17 protein-coding genes are annotated in these 19,426 nt (G+C 40.6%); 6 read left to right on the forward strand and 11 right to left on the reverse strand.

The features are described 5' to 3' along the window. The first annotated feature begins 7 nt into the window (after positions 1–7). Positions 8–1,915: an EAL domain-containing protein gene (locus QOL23_RS08500; RefSeq protein WP_425604259.1), complete on the forward strand. Its 1,908-nt coding sequence runs from the start codon at positions 8–10 to the stop codon at positions 1,913–1,915. On the opposite strand, the gene QOL23_RS08030 is transcribed toward QOL23_RS08500, so the two are convergent. The 3 genes from QOL23_RS08030 to QOL23_RS08040 are packed head-to-tail and all read right to left on the reverse strand — an operon-like array spanning position 1,912 to position 4,935. After that, positions 1,912–2,814, reverse strand: coding sequence for a histone deacetylase family protein (locus QOL23_RS08030; RefSeq protein ID WP_283401069.1), 903 nt, complete (start codon positions 2,812–2,814; stop codon positions 1,912–1,914). The genes QOL23_RS08500 and QOL23_RS08030 overlap by 4 nt on opposite strands. Then, positions 2,811–4,484 (reverse strand): ribonuclease R, encoded by a 1,674-nt coding sequence (gene rnr, locus QOL23_RS08035; protein ID WP_345782589.1) that lies wholly within the window; start codon positions 4,482–4,484, stop codon positions 2,811–2,813. Before rnr ends, QOL23_RS08030 begins: the two co-directional genes overlap by 4 nt. Then, entirely contained in the window at positions 4,477–4,935 is a 459-nt protein-coding gene (locus QOL23_RS08040; RefSeq protein WP_283401070.1) for a hypothetical protein, read from the reverse strand. The genes rnr and QOL23_RS08040 overlap by 8 nt, the downstream gene beginning before the upstream one ends. 95 nt (positions 4,936–5,030) lie before the next feature. On the opposite strand from QOL23_RS08040, the gene QOL23_RS08045 reads away from it, so the two are divergent. Continuing rightward, the gene (locus tag QOL23_RS08045; protein WP_283401071.1) at positions 5,031–5,576 is read left to right on the forward strand and encodes a Uma2 family endonuclease; all 546 of its coding nucleotides are present in this window, start codon (positions 5,031–5,033) and stop codon (positions 5,574–5,576) included. Here the strand turns inward: QOL23_RS08045 and QOL23_RS08050 are convergent. From QOL23_RS08050 to QOL23_RS08075, 6 genes are read right to left on the reverse strand one after another with little or no spacing between them, the layout of a single operon-like run. After that, positions 5,573–5,929: a toprim domain-containing protein gene (locus QOL23_RS08050; RefSeq protein WP_283401072.1), complete on the reverse strand. Its 357-nt coding sequence runs from the start codon at positions 5,927–5,929 to the stop codon at positions 5,573–5,575. The two genes, QOL23_RS08045 and QOL23_RS08050, sit on opposite strands and share 4 nt — an antisense overlap. 12 nt (positions 5,930–5,941) lie before the next feature. Continuing rightward, entirely contained in the window at positions 5,942–6,859 is a 918-nt protein-coding gene (locus QOL23_RS08055) for a hypothetical protein (protein ID WP_283401073.1), read from the reverse strand. Continuing rightward, positions 6,835–7,329 carry a DUF8052 family protein gene (locus QOL23_RS08060; protein WP_283401074.1) on the reverse strand — a complete coding sequence of 165 codons (495 nt, stop codon included), beginning with the start codon at positions 7,327–7,329 and terminating at the stop codon, positions 6,835–6,837. Before QOL23_RS08060 ends, QOL23_RS08055 begins: the two co-directional genes overlap by 25 nt. After that, positions 7,326–7,622, reverse strand: a complete 297-nt coding sequence (locus QOL23_RS08065; protein ID WP_283401075.1) for an FtsB family cell division protein — start codon at positions 7,620–7,622, stop codon at positions 7,326–7,328. The genes QOL23_RS08060 and QOL23_RS08065 overlap by 4 nt, the downstream gene beginning before the upstream one ends. After that, a complete protein-coding gene (locus QOL23_RS08070) occupies positions 7,600–8,178 on the reverse strand; it encodes a DUF507 family protein (protein ID WP_283401076.1) in 579 nt (192 codons plus the stop codon). The genes QOL23_RS08065 and QOL23_RS08070 overlap by 23 nt, the downstream gene beginning before the upstream one ends. Then, on the reverse strand, positions 8,162–10,915 hold the full coding sequence (locus QOL23_RS08075; RefSeq protein WP_283401077.1) for a tetratricopeptide repeat protein: 2,754 nt from the start codon (positions 10,913–10,915) through the stop codon (positions 8,162–8,164). Before QOL23_RS08075 ends, QOL23_RS08070 begins: the two co-directional genes overlap by 17 nt. A gap of 95 nt (positions 10,916–11,010) precedes the next feature. Here QOL23_RS08075 and uvrB point away from each other — a divergent pair, with 95 nt between their 5' ends. Next, a complete protein-coding gene (gene uvrB / locus QOL23_RS08080) occupies positions 11,011–13,002 on the forward strand; it encodes an excinuclease ABC subunit UvrB (RefSeq protein ID WP_283401078.1) in 1,992 nt (663 codons plus the stop codon). Here uvrB and QOL23_RS08085 read toward each other — a convergent pair. Beyond that, entirely contained in the window at positions 12,999–13,649 is a 651-nt protein-coding gene (locus QOL23_RS08085) for a response regulator transcription factor (protein ID WP_283401079.1), read from the reverse strand. The genes uvrB and QOL23_RS08085 overlap by 4 nt on opposite strands. Before the next feature lie 119 nt (positions 13,650–13,768). On the opposite strand from QOL23_RS08085, the gene QOL23_RS08090 reads away from it, so the two are divergent. Genes QOL23_RS08090 through acs form a run of 3 tightly spaced genes read left to right on the forward strand, consistent with a single transcriptional unit; the run spans position 13,769 to position 17,466 of the window. Next, the gene (locus tag QOL23_RS08090; protein ID WP_283401080.1) at positions 13,769–14,977 is read left to right on the forward strand and encodes a DcaP family trimeric outer membrane transporter; all 1,209 of its coding nucleotides are present in this window, start codon (positions 13,769–13,771) and stop codon (positions 14,975–14,977) included. 23 nt (positions 14,978–15,000) lie between these two features. Then, positions 15,001–15,546: an acetate uptake transporter gene (locus QOL23_RS08095; RefSeq protein WP_283401081.1), complete on the forward strand. Its 546-nt coding sequence runs from the start codon at positions 15,001–15,003 to the stop codon at positions 15,544–15,546. Between the two features lie 24 nt (positions 15,547–15,570). Further along, positions 15,571–17,466, forward strand: coding sequence for an acetate--CoA ligase (acs, locus tag QOL23_RS08100; protein WP_283401082.1), 1,896 nt, complete (start codon positions 15,571–15,573; stop codon positions 17,464–17,466). Between the two features lie 122 nt (positions 17,467–17,588). Here the strand turns inward: acs and QOL23_RS08105 are convergent, their stop codons facing one another. Further along, the gene (locus QOL23_RS08105; protein ID WP_283401083.1) at positions 17,589–19,235 is read right to left on the reverse strand and encodes a multiheme c-type cytochrome; all 1,647 of its coding nucleotides are present in this window, start codon (positions 19,233–19,235) and stop codon (positions 17,589–17,591) included. Positions 19,236–19,426: the final 191 nt, after the last annotated feature.

Here is a 19,426-nt window from a genome sequence, read left to right on the forward strand (position 1 = left end):
TGTTGTTTTGAATCCGCTTTTCCCTCAGTTGGAAGGTAAAAATCTGTGGAATTGGAAAGATTTACACGGTAAGTTTGTCCATAGAGAGTTTGAAAACGTAGTTCTGTATTCTCCCAACCATGAAGGTTTTGTAACTTATTATTGGTATTTACCGGGGACTAAGAAAGTAGATGAAAAGATAGCTTTTGTAAAGTTATTTAAACCTTACAATTGGATTATAGGGGGGGGATTTTACCTGTCAGATTATAGGGATTACGTTAAAAGGATATTACTTGGAGAGGGTCGTTTAAGTAGTGTTTTTGTAATTGATTGTTCTTCTCCTGCAAAGGCTATGTCTTCTAAATTTTGGAAAGTCATTGATTGTACTAATTCTGATGTTTATAGAGAAGGAGTTTTTGTTACGGATGATAAGAATATCTATTACATTAAGTACTTTCCCAGATGGAATTGGTTTGTTGGGAGTTATGTGAGTAAAGATGCTTTAGTTCAAGAAGTTGCTGCATTAAAAGAAGATATTTTTCCAAAAATTAATTCGCTGTTAGTGTTTAGTTCCCTTGTTGTATTGGTAGTGTTTGGGGGCGCTTTATTAGGGTTGGGTTATCTTTTTGGAGAACTTTATAAGACCTTGAAAAAGGTTACAGAAACTAATGAGAAACTTAAAAAGCTTTCAAGAGAAATGTATTTGCGAGCTTATACAGATGATTTGACAGGTTTGCCAAATAGAAAGAAGCTATTAGAAGATATCTTATCTAAGGAATGTTCCGAAAAAGTATTTTTTGCTCTGATTAATATCAGGAATTTTAGAGAGGTTAATGACCTCTTTGGTTTAGAGGAAGGGGATGGAATACTCAAAAAGTTTGCTTTGACTTTGAATTCTATGGTGAAAGAGATAGACCCCTCGATGAAGGTTTATAGGGTTAGAGGTGATAAGTTTGGAGTTTTGAAGTGCGGTTCTGATGCAAATGAAGAGGAGTTTATTTCCATAATTAAAGAACTTATAAGAAATCTTGAAGAAAGTGAATTTGAAGTTGGAGAAGTTAAGTTCAAGTTGGATGTTGTTGCTGGTGTATCTAAGAATAGAGATAACTTGATAATAGAATCTGAAATAGCTGAACAGGAAGCAAAGAAAAGAAATATGGATATATACGTTTTTGATAGTGAGCTTGAAGAGATATTTAAAGAAATGCATAAAAATATAATTATTGCTACAGAATTAAAAGAAGCTATAGTTGAAGATAGGATAATTCCTGTTTTTCAACCCATAATAGATTTGCGTTCTGATAACGTTGATAAGTATGAAGTATTGATGAGAATAAAGGATAAAGAAGGTAATTTTATTTCTCCGGGTGATTTCCTTCCTGTTGCGAAAAAAATTTCTCTTTACAGTAAGCTTTCAAGAAGATTAATAGAAAAAGCTATAGATGTGGTTAAGAGAAAGGGGATAAAAGTTTCAATCAATATTTCTTCAGAAGATTTAGCTTCTTCTGAAAATAGGAGATGGTTGTTAGAAATTATTGAAGATGAAGATATTGCTAAAAACGTGTGTTTTGAGATAGTAGAGACAGAGGCTTTTAGTGATTTGAATATCCTTAAGAACTTTTATTCGGAGATAAAAGAAAGGGGTTCTGAGCTTGCGATTGATGATTTCGGAAGTGGTTATTCTAATTACGAATACATTTCTATAATCAAGCCTGACTATTTGAAAGTTGACGGTAGTTTGATTTCCAAGATTTTAGAATCGGAAGATGTGGAAACGCTTGTTAAGTATATCGTTAAGTTTGCTCAAGACCTGAAAATTAAGACAGTTGCAGAGTTTGTTTCTTCTGAAGAGATTTATAAGAAAGTTATTGAGTTAGGATTTGATTACGGACAGGGATTCTATCTGGGTAAACCGGTGACTGAAGATGAGCTTTAAGAGGAAAGTGCGGCAAAAGTGATTCTACCGCACCTTTCTAAAGCGTGAAGGTTGTATCCGCCTTCAAGAGAGAAGATTACTGGAATATTCAGGTTATTGGTGATTTTAATTATTGAATTAACTATTATTTCAACGCCTTTGTCGGTTACTTCAAGGTCCGTTAAAGGGTCGTCTCTGTGGATGTCGTAACCTGCTGAAACTAAGATTAGTTCTGGCTGAAATGGTTCTATCTTTTGTGGCAGTAGTTCTGTGTAGATTTGAGCGTATTCATAGTCACCGCTACCTGCGTTTAGGGGAACGTTCAGGATATTTTCTCTATTTTCTTCTGGGCTTCCCGTTCCGGGATAAAAGGGATACTGGTGAGTAGAGAAATAGAAAATAGAGGGGATATTCTGAAGTATTTCTTGAGTTCCGTTGCCGTGGTGGGCGTCAAAGTCAACTATGAATACTTTTTGAAATCCAAGAGATAGAGCTTTTACCGCTCCAACGGCAACGTTGTTAAAGATGCAAAATCCCATTGCTCTATCTTTAGTTGCGTGGTGGCCGGGAGGGCGGACGGCACAGAAAATCTTTTTGTATTTTTCCTCTTTTACAAGTTCTACTGCCTTTTCTACCGCTCCTGCTGCCATAATTGCAGCGTCAAAGGTGAAAATGTTGTAGTAAGTGTCTGCATCAAAGAAGCCGGGAGCGTTCTCACTGCAGGAAATTCTTACATCTTCTATGTAGTTTTCTGAATGAACGGCAGTTAAAATTTCGTAGCTGACCGGCTTTGGCTTTAAAAGGTCAATGTCAAATTCTGGAAGGGACTTGAGAAAGTACTTTAGCCTTAATGCGTTTTCTGGATGGGTGGGCAGGTCGTGTTTTAGATATATTTCGTCGAAAATCACTGCCGGCTTCACTTTAACTTCCTCACCATTTCAAACTCAGCTTTTCTGTTTTCGAGGTCAACGTTTAGAAGTTTTACTAAAACTCTGTCGCCTATTCTAAAGACCGTTCCGCTTTTTTCTCCAACGAGGCAGTACTGTTTGGGAATGCACATGTAGTAATCGTTTTTAAGATTTGTAACGTGAACAAATCCGGGAATGACCTGTTCTATTGTTTCAACGTAGAGTCCCTGTTCTGTTACTCCTGTAATGATTGCTTCAAATACTTCGCCTATGTGGTTGGCTGCGAATTGGAGTTTTTTCAGTTCTATTACATCTCTTTCAGCTTCATCTGCGTTGATGGAGCGTTCGGTAACGTGTTTACAGACTATTTCTAACTTTTCTTCCCATGCAGGAATGCTTTCTGGCGTGAATTCGCCTTTCAGTGCCATCTTTACGAGCCTGTGGAGTTGGAGGTCTGCGTATCTTCTTATAGGGGAGGTGAAGTGGGTGTAGTGGGTTGAGGCAAGTCCGAAGTGTCCGATGTTATCTGGTGAGTATTTTGCCCTTGCCATAGTTCTGAGCATTAAGTAATTAACTAACTTTTCTTCAGGTTTTCCTTCTACCTGTTCAAGGATTTTTTGAAGGAGTTTTGGCTGAATGTCGTTTTTGACTGCCGGCACTCTTATGCCCAAACTTCTTACAAAGTTAAGGAACTCCTGAAGTTTTTCTCTGTCGGGGGATTCGTGAACCCTGTATATGCTGGGGTAGTCTGTCCAGAACATATACTCTGCAACTGTTTCGTTTGCCACTATCATAAATTCTTCTATTATCCTGTGGCTCCAGAGCCTTTCTGCCTTGTAAATGTCAACGGGTTCGCCTTCTGCGTTGAGAACTACGACAGGTTCGGGCAAGTCAAAGTCTAAGGAACCTCTTTTGTATCTTTTTCTGTGAAGTATCTGTGCCAGTTCGTACATGTGCTTTAAAGGTTCTACTACGTGGGGAAACTGCTTTTGTGCTTCTTCGTCGCCGTCTATTATTTTCTGGGCTATCGTGTAGGTAAGGCGCGCCTTGCTGTGAATGACGCTTTCGTAGATTTTGTAATCTATTACGATGCCTTTTTTATTTATTTCCATTTCGCAGGTGAATGTTAGCCTGTCAACGCCCGGGTTGAGTGAGCAGATGCCGTTTGAGAGTTTTTCTGGAAGCATGGGAATACATCTGTCTGGGAAGTAAACGCTTGTGCCTCTTTTGTAGGCTTCTAAGTCTAAAGCGCTGCCTGGCTTGACGTAGTGAGATACATCTGCGATATGAACAAACAGTTTGTAGTTGCCGTTTGGCAGTTTTTCTATGGCTACTGCGTCGTCAAAGTCTTTAGCGGTTTCACCGTCTATCGTGAAGCAGAGCTGGTCTCTTAGGTCAACTCTGTCTTTAATCTCTTTTTCAGTGACTTTTTCGGGGATTTTTTCCGCTTCTTCTAAAACTTCCGGCGGAAACTCTACAGGGAGGTCAAACTTTCTTATTATGAGTTCTATGTCTAACTTTGCACCTTTTTTGCCTAAGTTTTCTATTACTTTGCCGACGGGACCTCTCGTTTCGGAAGGGTATGAGACGATTTCTACTACTACGTAGTCGCCGTCTTCTACTTTTTTGCAGTCTTCGTGGGTTAGAAGAACGTCGTAGCGAATTCGTTTGTCTTCAGGAATTACGAAGCAGTGTTTTTTTGCTTTTTTCTACCTTTCCAACAACTTTTTTGACGGCTCTTTCTATGATTGAGACGATTTTTCCTTCTTTTTTGCCGTCCCTTCCCTCTTTGACTATTTCAACGGCAACGATGTCGCCGTTCATTGCTCCTGCCATGTTCCTTCCGGGAACGAAGACGCCTTTGCCGCCGCTTATCGGGTCAACAAAGCCGAAGCCTTCTCTATAAACGCAGAGTTTTCCGACTACCAAGTTGAGTTTTTCTGGCAGGGCGTACTTTGCGCCTTTTAGTTTTACCAACTTTCCTTCTCTTGCAAGCGCCTTTAGTTTTTCTCTGAGCTGCTCTCTTTCTTCGGCAGGTATTTTTAAAAACTTGGCGATTTCTCTTGCTTTTAAGGGTTTATTAAGAACCTGCAGGGCTTCAAAAATCCCCGCCTCCAACTCTCTCTCTTCCATTGCTCCTCCAGTTATTTGACTTATCGGTTTAAAATTGTAACAGATAAAGAAAATACCTATAATGTAGATAGGTTATAGTTCTTTTGGAGAAAAGAATGGGAATAGTTAGCTTTAATGAATATCCGAGATACACTTATGAGGATTATAAGAACTGGGAAGGTAAGTGGGAACTTATAGAAGGAATTCCTTATGCGATGTCTCCTTCTCCCGGCTGGAAACATCAACTCGTAAGTAACAAAATAGCCTGGCAACTTGAGGAATTGCTGAAAAACTGCGAGGAGTGTAAAGCGCTTCTGCCTGTTGATTGGAAGATAAGCGAAGATACGGTGGTTCAGCCTGATAACCTTGTTGTGTGTTATGAGTTGGAAGATAAACCGTATATAACGAAGACTCCTTCTCTCATTTTTGAAGTTCTTTCTGAATCTACGGCTCTTAAGGACAGGGAAGTTAAGTTCAGGCTTTACGAAAGGGAAGGAGTGAAATACTACGTTATCGTTGACCCAAAGGAAAGAATTGCAAAGGTTTATAAGCTGGAAAGTGGAAGGTACGTTAAGGTTTGTGACGCTACGAATGAAAAGGTTAAGTTTGACTTAGGCAAGTGCAGTTTTGAGTTTGATTTTTCTCTTGTTTTTAAATTTTAGGTTTGCAGTATCCAGCGGTCTAACTCTTCTATGTATTTTATTCCAGTTTCCTTCAGCCTTTCTCTAAAATAGGTATCGGTTTTGAGACCGTAGGTGGGGAGGATTTTTTGTAGTTTCTGGAAAATCCTCTCTCCATGCTCATCAAAATCCATCAGTAGCACCACGCCCTTTTTGCTTTCCGAGAGTTTTTCTGCAATTGTATGATAATTCTGTCCTTTCATCTCAACAACGTTTTCTATGCCCAATTTTTTGAGGGCTTTAACGTCCCTTTTGCCTTCTACTAAAATAACCCAGTCTTCTCTTAAGTCAGAGAATTTCTTGAGTTCGTAAATTATGGCTTTTACCCTGTCCATCTACGCTCCCTCTTACCACCTGATTAAAACTATTCCAGCGGTGAAGTTATAGATAATTGGCAGTCCGGCCTGAAGCAGTAGTAGAGCCGCTGTTATTCTTAAAGGATAAAGCCCCAAATAGTATGGTAGCAGGTAGTTCCACCAGCTGCGCAGGAGAGAGAACATTGCATTTCCTACTGCCATAGTTCCCAGTATGCGATTTATCGTTTCTCCTTTCTCTACCATTACTCTTATCAAACCGTAGGCTACCGGCGGGCTTATAGCAGCCGTTGTTATGTAGGTTATCTCTATCGGTGTAAAGCCTATCCATCCTAAGAACGGCTTTAATTTCGTCGTTAACCAGTCCATAGCGCCGTTGTTAATCAAAAAGATTATGAACACAAAAAGGGGCGTAAACTTGAGAATAAAAAGGCCACTTTCTTTTAATCCTCTTATTGTTCCCTTCAAAATTTTGTTGAAAGAAAGGGTTATTTTTACGTTTTCTGGCTGATGGAACTGAATGTTAAGGTTTCTATATCTTATCCTTCCTATGATTGATACACATATTAAAACTACAAGGTCGAAGAAAAGCCTTAAAAGTGCATAATAAACGGCTATTGAGCCTATTAAAGGTAGTAGAACTGGTAGGTAGTATCTGTAAAGGAACATCAGCCTCATTGGAAAATTTGAGGCTAAAATTGCCAGGTAAAGGTCAATTGGTTCTATTTCGCCTTTTTTGAGCAGTTCTGAAGCCGTCATGTGGGCAGCTCTTGGTGATACAAGGTAAATTACCGGAATGTTTGTGAGCTTTGGATGTATGCCAAAGCGTGAAAGCTTTAGCGTTTTAAGTCCTATCCAGTTTACAACGTTGCTTTCAACTAAGACTGCTGCAGTAACGTATCCGAACGTAATTGCACTTATTATGATTAGGTAAAGTTCTTTAAAGTCCATCCTTCTAAACCTTCAAAAATCCACTCCACTCTTTCTTTCCACCTTTCTTCTGCCAAAATCGTTCTGCTTTTCCTTTCTGCAACTACCGTTAAGAATTCAACGCTTCCTCTTATTCCAAGCCATAAGTGCTTTACCTTTGACGGAAGTTTACTGCCTGTAAACTTTTCTGTTTCTACTACCAGAACCACGGTTGAACGGTAGTGGTCTGGCGGAATAGATAAAAAGGCACTACGATTTTCTATTAGAAAGTTCAGCTCATCTTTAAGCTCTTCGCTTGTTGTCTTTTCAAAGTTTTCAAAAAACAGGTGGAAGAAAGAGTTTATCTCGTAGTCTTTCAAAAAGAAAGTGGTGTGAAATATAGACGACTCAAGTTTTATGTAAAGAGGATAGGTTTTTCCGCCTAAAGAGTAGCTTTCCGTTATCTCTGCCAAACCTTTTAGCTTTTCTGCTACTTTTCCTATTAAGTTCACTTTACAAATAAAATTGTCTCCTCGCCTTTTTTGCCTTTTAAGAACATCTCTCTTGCCAGTTTGTGGTAGTAGTAATTTTTGTTCTTTTCAAGGCTTTCAATCTTTTCTCTTAATATCTCGTTTCTCTCTTCCCAGTAGTCTTTTTCTTTAAGCAGTTTGGCATAGGTCGCCTTTAGCGAAGCGTAGGTTATGAGAGAGTTTTCGCCAAAAAAGTAGCTAAAGATAAACCAGGGTATAAACACCAGCCAGAAAAGTATGAGCCACAAAAACCTACACTTCGGTTTCTGGTTCAACCAAGCCTCTCTCAATGAGTTCTTCGTTGTAGTATCTTCTGTAAAGAGCAAACCATTCCGGCGTTCCTTCGTATATCGGGCGGGAGTGGGAGGCGATTTTTTCTCTTACTTTCTGGTCTATTTCTTTTCTGAGTTTTGCTACCTCTTCAAAGGAGTGGACGATTGCGTTTCTAATTACGCCTCTTTCTTCTGTGTAGTCAAGTTCGTCGTCGGTGAGGATGAGGCGGAGGATTTTTCCTGCTAAGTAGTTTGATTTATCCCTTGAAAAGATGCTTCCTGTAACGGATATTCCTCTTTCCTTTGCTAACTTTTCCTTTATGAGCTTTCTTGCTTTGTGAAGTGAAACGCCCCTGTATGTTACCTCTTCTGCGTTTTCCTGTATTATTCTCTCTGCTTCTTCTTCAAGTTCCTTTTCGGCAATGTAGTCTTCGTATAGTAACTGATAGATTTTTTCTTTAAATCCTTCAGGGTCGTCTGCAATTACGTATTCTTTACTTAAAAGGTCGTCTGCAATTTTGTCTGCTAACAGCTTTAGGAATCTATTCTTCTTCGCCATTGTTCCTCCCTTTCAATCTTTGCAGGAGAGATTTTACCTTTTCTCTGGCTATTTCGCCCTCTTCCGTTCCTTTTTTCATCTTGGCAGCTTTTTCGTATAGTTTTAAAGCCTGACTTAACTTGCCCTGCTGCTCAAGGATTTGAGCTGCCCTGTAAGTGGCTGTTGAGCTCCAGGGTTCAACGTTCGGGTAGTCGTAGCTTATCTTCAGGTAGTTTATCAGCGCATCTTCAAGGTCGCCTTTTTGAGCTAAAATTGATGCCTGCCAGAAAAGGCTTTCTACTTTCTCTTCTTTCGTTTTTGCCTTTTTAACTGCTTCGTTAATCAGCTTTTCTGCCAAATCCAGCCTGTTCTGGTTTTCTGTAAATATCGCAAGGCGGACCAGGTCGTTGTAGTCAACGTTTTTCAGTTTATTTTCAGTTATTAGCTTTTCAATCAGGTTGAGGGCTTTATCTTTGTCTCCGGCTAACTTGTAGTAGTTGGCTAACTTTGCTATGAACGAATCTCTTTCTTTTGCCGGGACGTTGTTGACGTTTTCTATCTGTTTTGCAGCGTTAAAGGCGTCCAGTAGCCTGTTCTCTTTTGAGTATATCTTGAATCGGTAGAAGTTTTTCAGGTCTCTGTCTTTCTGGGTGTTTTCAGGCAGCAGTGATAGGTCTTTTAGAGCTTTTTTGTAATTCTTTTCTTTAAGGTCTATCTCTACCATTCTTTTAACTATACTTCTTCTAACTGGCGGTAGAGTTGTTCTTTCAAGGGCTAACTTTAAAAGCCCGTAGGCTTTCCCGTATTCTCCGGCTTCAATCAGGTCGTCTGCCTTTGATATCAGGGTATCAACCGATGTTATGCCGTTTTCCGGGTTGTAAACGATGAACTTCGGGTCGTTTAAGAGGACTGTGGCGTAGTTGTTTGAAGTGAATGCCAGGTAGTTAAGAAGTTTTTTGGCATAGGTGGAAGTTTCTTCATCTGTTGCCCTTGAGTAAACGTCGCTGGCAAAGGATAGGGCTTTCTGTGGGTTTTTGTTCTCGTAGTAAAGAGTTAAAAAGGTTTCTGCTGCTATTCTTTCTCTTTCTGGTAGCTCTGCGTAGAGCTGCTCAACTTTTGAGGCATTTTTAGAAGTTATTGCAGCCATTAGTTTTGTTAGCGGCGTGTGGAAGGGTAGGTTTCCAAGCTCTCCAGTTCTGTGAAGTTTTTTAAGTGTGAAGATGAGCCTTCCTTCGTTTACTTCAGGGTAAACGCTGTTTGTTTTTACGAGGTATTTTAAGACGCGGGCTGTGCCTTTGAGGTTGTTTGCGTGGAACAGGCAGAAGGCTTCAAAAGTTCTGTCTTCGCCGGTTTTGTTTCTGGAAGTAAGGAACGCTTTAGCTGCTTCTTTGAACTTGCCCATGTTCATCAGGGCGATGCCTTCAAGGTTTTTGAGAGTGGAAGGGGGATTTTGTAGTTGATTTTCAGCGTATTTGAGCAGTTTTAGAGCTAAAAGGTCGTTTCCGGAATAGAGGTATATTTTGGCTGCTGGAATGAGAGATTCTTTGTAGTAAGGCGTGTTCTGATAGCTGTTCATAAGCTGGTTGTAAACTACCGTTCCTACGTTTGTGTTGAGGCTTCCCAACTTGCCCAGTATGAATAGGGTGCGGGGGGTGAGGATTTTGCTTGAAGGATTCTGTATCGCCTTTTCTAAAACTTTTAGCGCTTTGCCGTAAAATCCCCTCTCGTAATATATGTATCCTAAATTGTTCAGGTCACCCGTCTGGTTGTCTGGAATTTGAGTGGAAAAGGAAAAAATTAGACTTTTCAGGTAGAGGTCTGGGTAGAATTTTTTGAGGTTTTGAAAATCAAACTTTGAAGAGTAAAAGTCCAGTAGTGTTTTTAATTTTTCCGGCATTTGAGGTTTAGAAACGCTTATGCCTAAAACGGACGGTATTTCTTTCCCTTTCCCTAACTTGAATAGACACCAGGCTTTCAGGTATTTTTCCGGTTCTGTCTGGGGATTTTTGAGCAGTTTCAGCGCTTCGTTGCATTTCCCGTTCAGGTAAAGCACCCTTGCCAGTTCTAATCTTGATTGAGGGTTGGGATTTTTCTTATAGAGTTTCTGGGCTTCTATCAAAGCGTCTGCGAACTGCTTTTTCCTTTCAAGGTATTTGACGTATTGAAGCTCTTCTTCTGGTGAAGAGAACCACCTTCCAAAGTTATCAAAGATAAAGTCTATGAGCTGGTAATCGTTTTTTTCCGTTGCTATTTTAAGAGCTTTTGACAGGAATCCGCTTTCTTTTGCAGCGCCTTTAAGGTCTAAATCTTTTGCTGCTACCGATAATATGTAGATTAACTGCTGAGGCGTGAAGTTAAAGTTTTTTAGCGTCTGGAAAAACCTTATCTTTTCAGATATGGGAAGCGTCGTTATTTCTTGAGGGAAGGCGTTCTCTATCGTTTCGCCGTTTTTTAGCGCATCTATCAGTTCTAACGCTAAGAGTTCGCCTCTGTTATAGTCCGGCAGGTTTTCTTCCCAGTAGTTGATTAGCTTTTCAAGGTCTTTAAGGTCGTTGCTTTTCAGAAACGATAGATACATAAACTTGTAGATTTTTTTAAACTCGTCTGGAGTTAAAGAGTTAAAGTTTTCGCTAAACGTTTTTGCGGCTAACCTGTATAAACCGTCCTGGTAGAGCTTGACGCCTAAGTTTATATCGCCTGCTAATGCTGTTGTGGTTAGCATAAGGCTGCCGGTAATTATTGCCATTGTTCTTTTCATTTTATTCCTCTGCTGCAGTTAATAGGGCAATGAGTATTGTAAACAAAAATTCTTCGGCGTGCAGAATCGCGGTTCAAGAATAAATTTTAGTTACTATGAGAAAGTTTAAAGTTGTTTCACCGTTTCAGCCTAAAGGCGACCAGCCTAAAGCTATAAGGGAGCTATCGGAAGGTATAAGGAAAGGTCTTAAGTATCAGACTCTTTTAGGCATAACGGGAAGTGGAAAGACCTTTACGATAGCAAAAGTTATAGAAGAAGTTCAAAAGCCTACGCTTGTTATTTCTCACAACAAGGTTTTAGCTGCCCAACTTTACCACGAGTTAAAAACTTTCTTTCCGAATAATGCCGTTGAATACTTTATCAGCTATTACGATTACTACCAGCCGGAAGCCTACATTCCCAGCAGAGACCTTTACATAGAGAAGGATTGTTCCATTAACCCGGTAATTGACCGTATGCGCCACTCAGCTACCGTTTCACTGCTTACGAGGAGGGACGTTATAGTCGTTTCTTCCGTTTCCTGCATTTATGGTTTGGGTTCACCTGACTTTTACAAAAATCTCTCTTTAAGGTTTGAAGTTGGTGAAGAAATAGAGAGAGATGAAGTTATACGGAAGCTTGTCACTTTGGGGTATGAAAGGAGCGAATACGACTTGAGGCCGGGGATTTTTAAGGTAAGGGGAGACGTGATAGATATCTTTCCTGCCGACGTTGAAGACCACTTTATAAGGGTGGAGCTTTTCGGAGATGAGGTTGATTCTATCGTTATGCTTGATTACTTCAACAGGAGCGTTTTGAGGGAGTTTGATTCTTATACCGTTTACCCGGCTTCTCACTACGCTACGCCTTATTCAAGGATTGTTGAAGCGGTAAAGTCTATTGAGAGGGAGCTTGAGGAGAGGGTGGATTTTTTCCTGAAGGAAGGAAAAGAATTGGAGGCAAAAAGGATAGAGCAGAGAACCCGCTACGATATGGAGCTTTTGTTAGAAATAGGGCACTGCAAAGGGATAGAAAACTATTCGCGCCATTTAGATGGAAGGAAACCGGGAGAGCCGCCTTTTACTCTGCTTGATTACTTTCCCGATGACTTTTTGGTGATTATTGATGAATCTCACGTTACCATTCCGCAGATAAAGGCAATGTGGAGGGGGGATAGAGCAAGGAAGTTTAACTTGGTAGAGCATGGATTTAGGCTTCCTTCCGCCTACGATAACAGACCTTTAAACTTTGAAGAGTTTTTAAAAAGAGTTCCTCAGGCTATTTTCGTTTCTGCCACACCCGGAGATTTTGAACTTTCCATTTCAGAGAAAGTGGTAGAGCAGATTATCAGACCTACCGGACTTCTTGACCCAGTTGTTGAAGTAAAACCAACAGAAGGGCAGATTGACCATCTGCTTTCTGAAATCAGAGAAAGGGTTAGAAGGAATGAGCGAGTTTTGGTAACGACGTTAACGAAGAGAAGTGCTGAAGAACTTACAGAATACCTTCTTGAGAAAGGTGTTAAGGCTAAGTACATGCATTCTGAGATAGATTCTGTTGAGAGAGTTGAAATCATCAGAGGACTCAGAAGCGGTGAGTTTGACGTTTTAGTTGGCGTTAACCTCTTGAGAGAAGGGCTTGACCTTCCGGAAGTTTCTCTCGTAGCAATATTAGATGCTGATAAGGAAGGGTTTTTAAGGTCAACGACCTCTCTTATTCAAACGATAGGTAGGGCTGCGAGGAACGTTAACGGTAAAGTGATTCTATATGCAGATAGAATAACACCTTCCATGAAGAAGGCGATAGAGGAAACGGAAAGGAGAAGGAAAATTCAGGAGGAATACAACAAAAAGCACGGCATTGTTCCTCAAACGGTGAAAAGAAGTATAGAGGCTTCCATTTTGGAAGATGCGGGTGTTATGCCTTTTTATAAGATAAAAGTTAGTAAAGAAGAACCTTTGCCTAAAACAGAGGAGGAAGTTTTAGAAAGAATAGCTCGGCTTGAAAAAGAGATGAAAGAAGCTGCAAAGAACTGGGAATTTGAAAAGGCAGCAGAACTAAGAGATAAGATAAAAGAGTTAAGAAAACTTTTAGTCCCTGCTGATTAAACGTTTCTCGTTAAAATGTATCCAACGTTAGTTAGCGTTTTAATATGTTTTCCTTTTGACCCCAATTTTTTTCTTAACCTGTGAATGTAAACGTCTAAAGTTCTTGCACTTTTTCTTGTTCCCCAGATACGGTTAAGCAGGAAATCTTTGGGTAATACCTCTTCCTGATATTTTATTAGAAGTTCAAGGATTTCAAGTTCTATTTTTGTTAAATCAATACTCTTTCCGTCTATTATAATTCTGCCTTCTTTCTTTTTGAGCGTTATTCCTTCAAACTCTAAGATATTGTTTATTTTATCTTTGTATCTTCGCAGTATTGCCATTGTCCTTGCTAAGAGTTCTTTTGTACTGAAAGGTTTAATGATTACATCGTCAGCACCTATTTCAAACCAGCGAATTTTGAAATCTGTTTCGGGGATGGAGCAGAGGACTATTACTGGAAGCCCTTTTTTCTCTTTGACTTCCTTGCAAATATCGTATCCTTTAGCCCCTAATAGAGCTACATCTAAAATGAGAATAGAGTAATTGTTCCTGTTGATTATTTCTTCCCTGCTGGAAATTACCTCTACGCCTAAGCCGTAATCTGTGAATACGTTTTTTATCTCTTTGGCTAACGATTTGTCGTCTTCTACTACTAACGCCCTCATTTTTACATCCGTTTAACGTGATTTTAACATCTATTTAATAGATATTTCAAATTAGCTTGTATAAGGAAATTTTAAAATTTTGTTAAAATATTGACAACAAAATGTAACAGGAGGTGTGTATGAGAAGGTTACTCCTTGTTTCATCAGTTTTGATTTTAGCCTCATCAACCGCTTTTGCACAGGATGAGGTGGAAGTTCTAAAGCAACAGATTAGACAGCTTCAGGAACAGATGACAAAACTGCAGAAGAAGCTTGCGGAGTTAGAATCGCGCGGTCAGGTTACATCAAAACCTGTTACCGGTTTAAAGAGTCCCATCAAAATCTACGGTAAAGTGAAATTGGACGTTATTTACGACACGCACGATATGGGTACAGACCAGTTTATTACCTATTTACCTAAAGGTGAAAGGGACGACAGAACGACTTTCAACATGAAGGATACCCGCCTTGGCTTTATAGTAAATGGTCCTGAAGTTGACGGCTGGAAGGTGACAGGTAGGGTTGAATCTGACTTTTACGGAAAAGGCGGTGACGATAATGGAGCGTTTAGAATCAGGCTTTCTTACATTAACTTAAACAATGGAAAGGGAACGAACATAAGAATTGGTCAGGATTATATTCCTGTTGCTTCACAGATGGCTTCTACGCTTGACTTTTTGAGTATGGGTGCTTCCGGTAACCTGTGGGATAGAGTTCCTCAAATTACTGTAACTCAAAAGTTTGATGGTGGCGTTGGTGTTCTTGGAACTGTCTGGAAGAGTTCTGCTTCAACTGATGGCGTTGATATGAGAATGCCCTGGGTAGGCGCAAAAGTTTTTTATAAAGGGCAGCCTTTCTACGTTGCTTTAGGCGGTGCTTTCAGACACGGAAGCGATACTGTTAATAATGTAAAGGGAAGCGTTGATGACTACGTGGTGGCAGTTGAATGGAAAGTTCCGTTTAACCTTTTCTTCCCCATGAGCGTAAAGGGTGAAGCTTACGTTGGACAGGGTTTAACGACGAGAGACTTTTTGGTATTCACGCCGTCTCACTACTTGGACGGGACAGATGTGAAGGAGCTTCAAACGAAGGGAGGCTTCATTCAGCTTAGCATGAAGCCTTTTGAAAAGGTTGGATTTAACTTCGGCGCCGGTATGAACGACCCTGATAATAGCGATGCTCAGAAAGCGGATACTTATAAGAAGAACTGGAGAGCTTTTGGTAACGTGCTATACAAATTTGCACCTAACGTTACTTTCGGTTTGGAGCTTGACCATCAAGAAACGCTTTACTTTGGCGATGTGGAGCACGGAAATCGCTTGATGGCTTCTGCCATTTATGTCTGGTAAAACTTTTTGATAGGGGGTGAGTGATGGAAGTGAAAATTGCGAATCCTGCACCTTTGGGACTTTTCGGATTTGGTATGACTACGGTTCTACTGAACCTTCATAACGCCGGATTGATGCACTTAGGGACTATGATTTTGGCTATGGGGATTTTTTACGGAGGGATTGCGCAAATTATTGCCGGTATTATGGAATTTAAAAAGAACAATACTTTTGGAGCGCTTGCTTTCACTTCTTACGGATTGTTTTGGGAAACGCTTGTTTTTCTCCTTTTAATGTCAAAGTGGGGATGGTGGCCCGGTCCTGATAAAATGGGAATTGTGTTTTACCTGTTAATGTGGGGAATCTTTACCTTTCTATTGTGGATTGTTCTTTATAAAACTAAGCATGGAGCAGATATTCAGTTTGTGTTTGTTACGTTGTGGATTCTATTCTTTCTTTTGGCGTTGGGAGATTTTACGGGAAGTTCGTTTATTAAAATATTAGCTGGATATGAAGGAATAGTTTGCGGTGCTTCCGCTATGTACGTTGGCTTTAAGACTTTGCTTCAAGAATTAATTGCAGGTAATTAATTATCAATATACAGGGAGGTAGTCATGGCAGAAGAGAAACTTGACCACTTACTAAAGCAGGAGACAGTTATTTATCCTCCTGAAGATTTTGTAAAGAACGCCAATGTTAAGAGTTACGAAGAAGAGTATGCCCGTTTTAAGGAAGACCCTGAAAAGTTTTGGGCAAGCGTTGCAGAAGAGCTATTCTGGTATGAAAAGTGGGAGAAAGTTTTAGAGTGGAACTACCCTTACGCCAAATGGTTTGTAGGCGGGAAGACCAACATAACTGTTAACGCTCTTGATAGACACGTTAAGAACGGCAAGAGAAACAAAGTTGCTTTCTTCTGGGAAGATGAGTTAGGAAATGAAAAGGTCGTTACTTACGGTGAACTTTACAAGTTGGTCAACAAACTTGCTAACGCTTTGAAAGCTGCGGGTATAAAGAAGGGTGATAGAGTTGTTATTTACATGCCTTTAGTTGTTGAGCAGGTAGCGGCAATGCTTGCCTGTGCCAGAATAGGTGCTATCCATTCCGTTGTTTATGCTGGTTTCAGCGTTCCCGCTTTAAGACACAGGATAGAAGATGCAGAAGCCAAACTTGTGATTACTGCTGACGTTACTATAAGAAGGGGAAGGGCGATTCCTCTTAAGAGGATTGTTGATGAAGCTATTATGGACCTGCCTTTCGTTGAACAGGTTGTTGTTCTGAGGAGACTTGAGCCAAAGGTTGACTTGATAGGTGAAAAGGAAATTGATTTCTATGAGTTTTTAAACGGTCATCCTGACTACTGCGAACCAGAAGTTATGGATGCAGAAGATCCACTGTTTATTCTCTACACTTCCGGTTCTACAGGAAAGCCTAAGGGTGTTCTTCACACAACTGGTGGATACATGGTAGGAACTTACTATTCCATGAAGACTGTTTTTGATTTGAAAGATGACGATATATTCTGGTGTACTGCTGACCCGGGATGGATTACGGGACATAGTTATATAGTTTACGGTCCTCTTGTTGCTGGAGCTACTCAGGTTATTGTAGAAGGTGCGCCTAACTATCCTGACTTTGGAAGATGGTGGAGAATTGTTGAAAAGTACGGCGTGAACATTTTCTACACGGCACCGACTGCTATCAGGATGTTTATGAGGGCTGGAGAGGAATGGCCCAACAAGTATGACCTTTCTTCCTTGAGACTTTTAGGTTCTGTTGGTGAACCGATAAACCCTGAGGCGTGGTTGTGGTATTACAGAGTTATTGGTAAGGAAAGGTGTCCGATTGTGGATACGTGGTGGCAGACTGAAACGGGTGCTGTGATGATTACTACGATAGATGGTCTTCCTATGAAACCTGGTAAGGCTGGTAAGCCTGTTCCTGGCGTAATAGCTGATGTTGTTGATAAGGAAGGAAACCCGGTTGAGGATGATAAGGGTGGATTTTTGGTTGTTAAATACCCGTGGCCTTCTATGATGAGGACTATTTGGAAGAACCCAGAAAGGTATGAACAGTATTGGAATACTATTCCTAACTGCTATACAGCTGGTGACGTTGCTGTTAGAGATAAGGATGGTTATATAATGATCTTAGGAAGGGCAGATGACGTTATTAACGTTTCCGGTCATAGAATTGGAACTATGGAGGTTGAATCTGCTCTTGTTTCTCATCCTGCTGTTGCTGAAGCGGCAGTTATCGGTAAACCTGATCCTGTGAAGGGAGAAACTATAAAGGCATTTATTATTCTTAAGCAAGGGTATGAGCCTTCAGAAAAACTTGTTAACGACCTGAAGTATCACGTTAGAATGGAGCTTGGTGCGCTTGCTGTTCCTTCGGAAATTGAGTTTGTGGATAAGCTGCCCAAGACGAGAAGTGGAAAGATTATGAGAAGGGTTCTGAAAGCTAAGGAACTTGGTATGGATCCTGGTGATTTGTCTACGTTGGAAGATTAGTTTCGTTTTGTAGGATGTAGAGAAAGGGGGCGGATTTTCCGCCCCCTTTTTTATTTTGGCTTGAAAATTTATGGAATAAAAAAAGGGGGCAAACGCCCCCTTTAAATGTATGTTTGAATCTATTACTCGTGAGTAACGATAGAGTTTGGTGGTTCTGTAGCAAGAACTTTTTTCGGGTCGCCAAGCTTCTTGAGCATTTTGATTCTGTAGTTGTAGATATCCTGCATTTCTCTGATTTCTTGCTGGAGCTGGAATACACCGTGCCAGTGAGAGTAGTCTGGTCCACCCATTGCTGCACCTTGTCTGAATCTTCTTCCTTCGTGGTGCCAGAGGTAGTAGTAGAGCTTGAAGAATGGGTCGCTCCATACGTCAGATTTGATGAGACCTTTGGACTTGAGGTCTTTGAACATCTTCTGAGCGTATGCAACGTACTTGTTGTAAGTTTCAACGGCAGCATCAACTCTTTCAAAGTAGTTATTAGCAAATGTTTGAGAGTGACATGTTACGCATACTTGTTTCATTTCGTCTCTTCCAGCTTCGGCTCCACCTGGGTTACCTGCTACTGGGTTGCCTCTAATAGCTTTCTTCTCTTTCCACCATGTCCAACCAGCAGTTTCAGCTTTTCCATTTCTCTGTTTGCTAACAGGTGCCCAGAGGTTCCACTTAAGTCTTGCACTTACGTTATGAGTTGCTTTGAGACCGTTAATTCCACTTAAGTGGCATGTGAAACATGTTGGAGCTCTAAGCGTTTTACCTGGAATCTGCTTACCTGTGGAGAAGTCGTAAGCTTCTTCGTTTGTGTCAAAGATGTGTCCGTGAACGCTTGCTTCAAATACTTCTTTGTCTGGGTGGTCTGGACCGAGGTGACAGTTTGTACAAGCTGCTGGTTGTCTTGCTTCAGCAGCGGAGAACTTATGTCTGGAGTGACATGCACAACAGTTAGATACACCACCGTCTGGATAGAGTGTACCTATACCATCGTTAGGCCATGTTGTTGGGTCAGGTTGTCCGTTTCTGTCAAGTTTTACGTATCCGCCGTGACACTGGATACAGTTGTTTGCTACAACTAAATCTGCAATTTTAGGAGTCTTTTCGTTTGCTCTTGCTACAGGAAGGTCTTTTCTAATTCCCTTCATTAAAAACTTAGGGTCAAGTCCTAAAGAAGGATTGTATCCTTTGCAGGATTCGTATTCGTAAGCAAGTTTAATCATTAACTTACCGTGCTTGGATACGGTGTTAACCCACTGAGCAGCACCTCTGGAGTGTCCGGAGTTTAAGAACTCTGCTACTTCAAGTGGGTGACACTTAGCACAAGTTACGGAAGAAACAGCTGCTGCAACTGTCCAATTAGCTCCTTGGAGCTTATGCTTTTTGAAAGCAGTTGGATAGTCTTTTGGAACAACGTGACAGTCTACACAACCTACACCTGCTTTGGCGTGCATAGAGTGCTGCCAGTCAGCAACGATACCTGGAGTTTCTGTTTCGTGGCAGGAAAGACATTTTTTGCTTGAAACAGCAGGAGAAGGTTTGAAGCTTACTAACTTTTTGTAGTAGGGGTTGCTTTCAAGTAAGGCTTTTACAGCTGGAGGGACGTTTTCTTTCTTTGGTCTGTAAGTAGTTGTTTCTGCCTTTGGTTTTTCCTGAGTTGTTTTCTCAGGTGTTGGGGCTGGTTGCTTTTGTGGTGCTGGTGCTGGTTGCTCACCACAGGAAGCAACAAACCCAAGCGCTGCAAATGTAGCGGCTAATTTTAAGACGTTAGATGTGCGCATGGTTCTGCCTCCTTCCAGTAGTGTTTTTGTGTTCACCTATTATATTACACATTGACCGATATTTAAACAAGGGGTTTTCTTAAAAACTATAAATAGTTTAAACACCATTTTTTGTATAATCCCATATGAAACATTTGGATATATAGACATTTGCAGAGTGGTTTACTATAATTAATCCAAAACCGGGTGTT

The organism is Desulfurobacterium pacificum (assembly GCF_900182835.1).
GTDB classification, from domain to species: Bacteria; Aquificota; Aquificia; order Desulfurobacteriales; family Desulfurobacteriaceae; genus Desulfurobacterium_B; species Desulfurobacterium_B pacificum.

Excerpts from the sequence above, each read along its gene's own strand:
- QOL23_RS08040 (WP_283401070.1), bottom strand. The coding sequence starts at position 4,935 with ATGGAAGAGAGAGAGTTGGAGGCGGGGATTTTTGAAGCCCTGCAGGTT.
- QOL23_RS08045 (WP_283401071.1), top strand. The coding sequence starts at position 5,031 with ATGGGAATAGTTAGCTTTAATGAATATCCGAGATACACTTATGAGGAT.
- QOL23_RS08050 (WP_283401072.1), bottom strand. The coding sequence starts at position 5,929 with ATGGACAGGGTAAAAGCCATAATTTACGAACTCAAGAAATTCTCTGAC.
- QOL23_RS08055 (WP_283401073.1), bottom strand. The coding sequence starts at position 6,859 with ATGGACTTTAAAGAACTTTACCTAATCATAATAAGTGCAATTACGTTC.
- QOL23_RS08070 (WP_283401076.1), bottom strand. The coding sequence starts at position 8,178 with ATGGCGAAGAAGAATAGATTCCTAAAGCTGTTAGCAGACAAAATTGCA.
- QOL23_RS08075 (WP_283401077.1), bottom strand. The coding sequence starts at position 10,915 with ATGAAAAGAACAATGGCAATAATTACCGGCAGCCTTATGCTAACCACA.
- uvrB (WP_283401078.1), top strand. The coding sequence starts at position 11,011 with ATGAGAAAGTTTAAAGTTGTTTCACCGTTTCAGCCTAAAGGCGACCAG.
- QOL23_RS08085 (WP_283401079.1), bottom strand. The coding sequence starts at position 13,649 with ATGAGGGCGTTAGTAGTAGAAGACGACAAATCGTTAGCCAAAGAGATA.
- QOL23_RS08090 (WP_283401080.1), top strand. The coding sequence starts at position 13,769 with ATGAGAAGGTTACTCCTTGTTTCATCAGTTTTGATTTTAGCCTCATCA.
- QOL23_RS08095 (WP_283401081.1), top strand. The coding sequence starts at position 15,001 with ATGGAAGTGAAAATTGCGAATCCTGCACCTTTGGGACTTTTCGGATTT.
- acs (WP_283401082.1), top strand. The coding sequence starts at position 15,571 with ATGGCAGAAGAGAAACTTGACCACTTACTAAAGCAGGAGACAGTTATT.
- QOL23_RS08105 (WP_283401083.1), bottom strand. The coding sequence starts at position 19,235 with ATGCGCACATCTAACGTCTTAAAATTAGCCGCTACATTTGCAGCGCTT.